Here is a 1,516-nt window from a genome sequence, read left to right as displayed (position 1 = left end):
ATGTAAAAAATACTTCGACGAAGGTCATTGGAAATCCTTGTTAGTTAATTGGTCAGCCGTAGTTTTTTTTCACTAGAAAGTTTAAGCTTCATTAAGCTATTCAAAGGGGTGGCGTAAGCCGTTTATCCTTGTTATTCCCCGTAGAGGATGGACGTGCAGTGTGTAGTTCAGTTGCCTGAGATCAAGACATCATTTTATACTTGAGAGGAAGTGCATGTTTAATTTTATATAGGGAGGGAGTTTCTTGTCTGTTTCTATAGAATGGTCGATGGCTGCTGATCGGAAGATACGGGCCGATTTTTACCCTGCAGAGCGCGAATCTGTGGGAACGCTTCTCGTTTGTCACGGTTTCAAAGGGTTTAAAGATTGGGGCTTCTTTCCTTATATAGGCAAGAAGCTTTCGCACAAGCTTGATGTGATCGTATTTAATTTTTCCCACAATGGAATCGGTGAGAATGGGACGGATTTCACGGAGTTGGATAAGTTTGCACTCAATACTTACTCCAGGGAATTGGAGGATTTGGATTTTGTCGTTCATGCCGTTCGGGACGGTTTGTTTCCTGAAGAGAAGCGGCCCCAGACAGCGCGGCTATTTGTGCTGGGACATAGCCGGGGGGCCGGAGTCGCATTAATTTACGCTTTGGATCATCCGGATCGAATCTCGGGTGTGGTCAGTTGGAACGGAATTACCCATCCGGACTTTTTCGAACATAAAGTAAAGGAACAAATAAATGCCAACGGAATAGGGTATGTGGTTAACGCCCGCACCGGCCAACAGATGCCGCTGTCTAAAGAAATATTAGACGATATGGAGAGGAATGCGGACCGATACGATATCGTGGGCCGAGCCAAAGGCTCCCGGCTTCCGATTCTTTTGGTTCAGGGGACGGAAGATTATGCGCGTCTGGTAGAGGGATCCAAGAAGCTGCTGCAAGCCCGTCCGGACATTGAATGGCATAGGGTCGAGGGAGGAACGCATGCCTTTAATGTGGTCCATCCTTTCCAGGGCACGTCAGAACCTTTGGAGGAGGCCCTGCGGGTAAGTAGTGATTGGATTATGAAATTAGACCCCCATGCCGCTGACCGCGGCACCATCAGATGATGAAAATGGATGGATATTTAAGGTAGAATAGAGTTGAATTGCTTCAATAGTGTGAAATTTGAAAACTAAATGGATTTCATACAGTTAGATTTCTATATTCGGAAGAAATATGGAAACTAACTGGAAAACCTACAGCTAGTTTGCGCCAAAACAGCCGTTTCGCCCAAAGTTGCCCATTTTAACTGTAGTTTATCCAGTTAGTTTGATCATTTTCGCCCATTCGCTTGAATCTACCTGTACAAAATACAGTTAGACGCGCCATTCCGCTTGCAACGATGCCTGCAGACGGTAAAATAGACGGATTTTCAAGGTAGTTACAGGTTCTTAAAGTCACACGTCAAGGCACAGAGTTATGTCCTTATAATTGTGTAAAAAGAAAGAGGTCACTAGAATCCCTCATGGTACAATGTTTTC

General features: G+C 44.9%; 1 protein-coding gene. It reads left to right on the top strand.

From position 1 onward, the window contains the following. The first annotated feature begins 244 nt into the window (after positions 1 to 244). Positions 245 to 1,102, top strand: coding sequence for an alpha/beta hydrolase family protein (locus ACFQ03_RS18025; protein ID WP_379289915.1), 858 nt, complete (start codon positions 245 to 247; stop codon positions 1,100 to 1,102). Positions 1,103 to 1,516 lie beyond the last annotated feature (414 nt).

The sequence above is a fragment of the Paenibacillus residui genome, assembly GCF_042677205.1.
In the GTDB taxonomy this organism is placed as follows: Bacteria; Bacillota; Bacilli; order Paenibacillales; family NBRC-103111; genus Paenibacillus_L; species Paenibacillus_L residui.
The sequence above is the reverse complement of the archived record's forward strand: the minus strand, read 5'-3'. Positions and strand labels throughout refer to the sequence as shown.